Genomic DNA, 5,376 nt, shown 5'->3' on the forward strand with positions numbered 1-5,376 from the left:
GGCCAAATGCAATCGGCTTCGACACGCCGGGCGGCACCAAGGGCACCGGCGGCACGGTCACCATCATCCAGTCGGGCGCGATCGAGACCGACGGCGACCGCGCGCACGGCATCGTCGCGCAAGCGGTCGGCGGCGGCGGCGGCGCAGGCGGCACTTCCTCGCTCGACATGAATCAGTCGGCGGCAGGCTCGCAGGGCGGCATCGGCGATGCGGCCGCGGCGATTGCCGGCAGCGACAGCCAGGTCTGGGTGAAGGGCGCGAGCTCCTATGCGATGTTCGGCCAGAGCGCGACCGGGCAGGGCAACGCCAACCTCGTCCATCTGACCGCCGACGGCAGCTTGTTCGCGCAGGGCGCCGATTCCGTTGCGGCCTATGGCGAGAGCACGGCGCAGGGCACCAAGGGCAACATCACCATGGATCTGCAGGGCCAGTACACGATCGGCGGGTCCAACACCGGCGTCGCCGTGATGGTGGTGGGCGGACAGGACAATACCGTCAACAACAACAGCCTGCTCTATGCGATGGGCGCGACGCCGACCTTTTCGATGATGCAGTCGAAGCTGGCTGCCTTTAGCGCCTCGCTGCTGGCGCCCGGGCCGGTCGTGCCGGACGATGCGATCCTTGAATCGCTGCTCGACCAATTCAGCCCGCTCGCAATCACCGGCACCTCGGGCAACGAAACTTTCAAGAACCAGAAGAGCACCGTCGGCCTCGGCCGGGTAATCGGCAATGTCGATCTCGGCGGCGGCATCAACGAGTTCGACAATTTCACCGATTCCTCATTCGTCGGTCTGAAATCGATCAATCTCGGCGCCGGCGGGATGTTCAAGAACCAGGGCCTGATGACCAACCAGGGCATCGGCGTTGTGGCGACGGTCGACGTCACCGGCGGCTGGACCCAGGACAATACCGGCTCCTTCGTCACCGATATCGACCTCGACAACCAGATCACCGACAAGCTGACCTTGACGGAGACGGGCGATTTGGCCGGCACGGCGCCGCTCAACTTCCTGTCGATCGACAAGCTGTTCACGCAGTACACGCTGGCGACGGGCTCGGCGATGACTGATTCCGGCATCACGGCGCAGACGCTGCATCCGGCTGTCGGCTTCAATTTCCTGACCCGTGTCGACAACGGCACCGATCTGGTGCTCTACGCCGACAACCCGACCTTCCTCGAGCTGGCGCAGGATCCGGGCTCCGGCGCGACGGATCCCGCCGTGTTCCAGATGGCGAAGTATCTGGACGACGTCGAGGCCGCCTCGAGCCCGGACAATCCGATGGCGCGGCTGATCAACATGCTGCGCTTCTCGCAGACCGAGGCGCAGCTGGGCGCCGCGCTGACGCGGCTCACCCCGCACTATGCCGTGCACACCTTGGACATGATCAACCGCTCCACCGACACCATGCTCGACCAGGCGCATGAATGCACCGGCGTCGCGGCCTACAAGAATGTCGACGGCCGCTGCCTGTGGGGCACGATCACCCCGCAGGCTCAATACAGCAGGGATACCGGCGCCGGCACCACCAGCCGCGACGACACGTTGAAGACGCTGTCGTTCGGCGGCATCGCCGAGGTCGGGCGCAATTGGTCGCTCGGCGCCACGCTCGGCCGCACCGAGTACGATTCCAGCATCGCCTATAATGGCGACCTGCTGTCGGACACAAAAGGCGAATCCTGGCAGGCCTACGCGCTGGCGAAATATGAAAACAGCGGCTACTTCGTCGACCTTGCGCTCGGCGGCGGCACCGGCTCCTTCACCGGAGAGCGCGACACCCATATCGATCCCGTCGCGTTCATCCCCGGCGAAACGCTGGACGGCGTCTATCTGCCCGAGGAACTGCTTGACGGCGTCGGCAACAGCGTGACCTACAAGCAGGATAGCAGCCAGTTCGGTGGTTCGGCGCGGGTCGGCATGACGCATCAGATGGGCGCTTTCTATCTGCAACCGACGATCCAGTTCGATGCTCGCTGGCTTGACGTCTCCGGCAAGGAGGAGGGGTCGGTCGCCGCCTTCAATTTCGATGGCAACGGCAGCATGTTCTACGCCGCGACGCCGGCGCTCGAAGTGGGGGCCGACATCCCGGTCAGCGCGATCGCCAGTTTCCGCATCTACGGAAAGGCCGGCGTCGAGTTCTCCACCAAGCAGTGGGAGATCGAGGGCCGCTTCGCCGCCGCCGAGAACCTGCCCGGCAACCCGGCGTTGCACTTGACGGAAGCCATCGATTCGCCACTCTATCGGGTCGGCGCCGGCCTGGAGCTCAATGGCGTCAACGGCGTTGGTCTGGCAGTCAGGTACAACGGCGCCTTCGGTGAAACGGTCAAGCAGAACGCGGTCAGCGCGTCTCTGAAGGTCAGCTTCTAGCTGACCCGGAGCGGCGGTCAAGAAGGGAAGTCATGAAGACGAAGTACGCGTATGTCGCGGCGCTGCTGGCAGCCGCCTGCGTCGCCGGCGCGCCGGCATTCGCCGCGCAGAACAAGGGCGACAAGGTGGCCGCCCAGCCCGCCGGCGCGGCGGCCAAGCCGCAACTGCCGGGCGGTGCCTCGGCGCTTTCGGAAACGCATGGCGACTGGACGGTGAACTGCCAGGTCACCGGCTCCAACAAGGTCTGCAGTCTGTCGCATCAGCAGTTCAACAAGCAGAGCGGCCAGCGGCTGCTGGCGATCGAATTGACGACCAAGACCGGCCAGGACGCCAGCGGCACGCTGGCGCTGCCCTTCGGACTTGCGCTCGCCAACGGCGTCGCGCTCGAGATCGACGACAAGAAGCTTGACGGCACGCTGCAGTTCAACACCTGCCAGGCGGTGGGTTGCCTGGTGCCGGTGACGTTCGATGCCGAGACCACGCCGCTGCTGCAGAACGCCACCACGCTCAAGATCAACGCTATCGCCGCGGACACCATGCAGCCGATCTCCTTCACCATCTCGCTCAACGGTTTTGGCAGCGCGCTGGCGCGGACGGCGGATCTGTCGGCGGACTAAAGTGGGTCGCGATTAATCGCCCAACACCGGCAGCTTGAAGAAGTTAGTGCATCGTCGGTGCTGCAAAGCCACAGGACGCGCAACTTTACGCCTGTCTCATCTGGATCTACACCAAAGGTGCAGTGTTAAAGTTGGGAGAGACGTAGGCGTGTCGCGGTGTCATGGTCGATGCGGCGAGCTACTTCATTGTGGTATTGAGGCCCGATTGAGCTGACACCGTAGTGAAGAGAGTGGTTCGATCTTCGCAGCTCAAACTGCTAGTTGAATGTCGGATAGCGTGGTGGGAAATCGAAAGCTGCCGCTCCGCTTGCGGCCCCACATGACATCACCGTGTCGACCGTTGACGTCCGCTCTGCCAACGCCCGTAAGCGGCCTTGCTGCACTAGAAATTATCACCACAGGGCCCTTTTTGAAAACGCGTGGTCGCCTGGACCACGCGCTTCAACAACACTGATAAAGTGTGCTCGGTCTTTTTGGCTCAACGTCTGACCATTCGGGCAGCAGCAATCAAAATACATGCGCCGATGAAGCCGGCGACAAGATAGCCAAGCCATCCGGTCAAGGATACTCCGAGCAGTCCAAGAAGGAGGTTAGCGACGATGGCGCCGACAATCCCCAAAATGATGTTCATGAGCACGCCCATGTTGCTCTTCATGAACATCTCAGCGAGCCAGCCGGCGATCCCGCCGATTACGATAGCCGCTACCCAACCGACACCTGAATTTTCCATGTTCCCCTTTCCTAGAACCGAATTTGGTTCGGCGGGAAACGTCCGACAAACCAATAAAGTTCCTCGCGAATATTGCAATCAGGCCGGGTGGTTTGCCGGGCCGCGGCTGCTTGTGTCCGCGCTGGCAAGGTGCTGGCGAAGCAACCTGATGTTGCGATTGTTGGCCTTAAAATACACGTCGAAGATTGAACCCAGTATAGGCACGCTTCCTACAACCGTATCAAGCAAGACGTTCCCCAGCATCCTTGCAACCAAGAAATTTCCGGCACCGCAGCTTCGGGCGCGCAACACGATATAGGCGACACGATGGTGGTGGCTGCGTCTCCGAGTATGGGGACCAGACCCACCAACGCATCCAGTCCGAACCGAACTGAGGTCCTGGGAATGCGCCAGCGCGAGTCGAGCATGGCCGCCAAAAAATCCAGTTCCGCAATGATCAGTTAGAGACTTTCAGTCCTCCTACTTGGGCGAACGGCTGCAATCGCCGGTCGACGCCATAAGCTGACCATCCGCTCTTCTCGCATGCAGGCGAGAATTGTCCTGTCTCCACTGGGCCCGACATAATGACACGGCCGGGTTCCTGGCCCACCGGCGCTGGGGCGAACAGATCCGGCGGGTGATGCAGCACAAGACCTTTCCGCCTGGGAGCCGCGCCTCCTTCCGCCCTTCTGAAAGGCAGCACCATTCTGGCGCGCCCGCTCCTTTGCTTCGCCGCGACGCAATCCGAAGGGGAATTTCATCATGGTGATTTCTGCCCGAAGGTAAATTTCGGAACGAAATCTCGAATGGCGCGTTGGGCAACTTGCGCGGCGGTGTACCTTGCTCGCGCAAGCGGGCGGACTTCATAGGAAGATGCAATTTCGGTCAACTACTTGGTGGGGAGTAGGTCTGTGAACGTGCAGGCATCAAGGGCACAACTCGACCGTCGTCAAATTCTAAATTCACTGAAGGCCTTCAGGCGAGGCGATTTTTCGGTTCGCATCGACAACGTCTATGACGGAGTTGATTCCGATATTGCCGATGCCTTCAATCAAATCGTCGAACTCAACGACCAGGTGACCAGGGAGTTCGAGCGGCTAAGCAGGGTGGTCGGCAAGGACGGAAGGATCGGTGAGAGGGGCCACGTCCGCAATGCGACAGGCGGTTGGGAATCGAGTGTCAGGTCGGTCAACGAGCTCATCGACGACATGGTTCAGCCGACGGCCGAAGTGGCCCGCGTGATTGGCGCCGTCGCGAAAGGCGACCTTTCCCAGACAATGATGGTCGAAATCGACGGCCGCCCGTTGCGCGGCGAGTTCCTCCGCATCGGCAAGATCGTCAACACGATGGTGGGGCAACTGGCTTCGTTCGCCTCCGAAGTCACGCGCGTCGCGCGTGAGGTCGGGACCGAAGGGAAGCTCGGCGGCCAAGCAAGAGTGAAGGGTGTAGCCGGAACCTGGAAAGATCTGACCGACAACGTCAATGCCATGGCCACCAATCTTACGGGTCAGGTGCGCAACATCGCCGAAGTTACAACCGCGGTCGCATCCGGGGATCTGTCGAAGAAGATCACGGTCGATGTGAAGGGCGAAATCCTTGAGCTCAAGAACACCATAAATACCATGGTGGATCAGCTCAATTCGTTCGCTTCGGAAGTGACGCGCGTCGCACGCGAGGTCGGTAC

Annotated in this window: 4 protein-coding genes and 1 pseudogene; 3 read left to right on the forward strand and 2 right to left on the reverse strand. The window is 61.6% G+C overall.

Going from position 1 to position 5,376, the window contains the following annotated elements; translation table 11 throughout:
• On the forward strand, window positions 1–2,366 hold a 2,366-nt coding region (locus E5X34_RS31925; RefSeq protein ID WP_292573113.1), incomplete at its 5' end, for an autotransporter outer membrane beta-barrel domain-containing protein.
• 32 nt (window positions 2,367–2,398) lie between these two features.
• Window positions 2,399–2,983, forward strand: a complete 585-nt coding sequence (locus E5X34_RS31930) for an invasion associated locus B family protein (protein ID WP_292573116.1) — start codon at window positions 2,399–2,401, stop codon at window positions 2,981–2,983.
• A gap of 478 nt (window positions 2,984–3,461) precedes the next feature.
• Here the strand turns inward: E5X34_RS31930 and E5X34_RS31935 are convergent, their stop codons facing one another.
• On the reverse strand, window positions 3,462–3,713 hold the full coding sequence (locus tag E5X34_RS31935; protein WP_292573119.1) for a GlsB/YeaQ/YmgE family stress response membrane protein: 252 nt from the start codon (window positions 3,711–3,713) through the stop codon (window positions 3,462–3,464).
• Window positions 3,714–3,791: 78 nt separating this feature from the next.
• Window positions 3,792–4,129 (reverse strand): annotated as a pseudogene (locus E5X34_RS31940) (DUF4112 domain-containing protein).
• A gap of 480 nt (window positions 4,130–4,609) precedes the next feature.
• On the opposite strand from E5X34_RS31940, the gene E5X34_RS31945 reads away from it, so the two are divergent.
• Window positions 4,610–5,376, forward strand: a 767-nt coding sequence (locus tag E5X34_RS31945) for a HAMP domain-containing protein (RefSeq protein WP_292573128.1), incomplete at its 3' end; no start/stop codon positions are given.

This window comes from Mesorhizobium sp., from assembly GCF_004963255.1.
Taxonomy (GTDB): Bacteria; Pseudomonadota; Alphaproteobacteria; order Rhizobiales; family Rhizobiaceae; genus Mesorhizobium.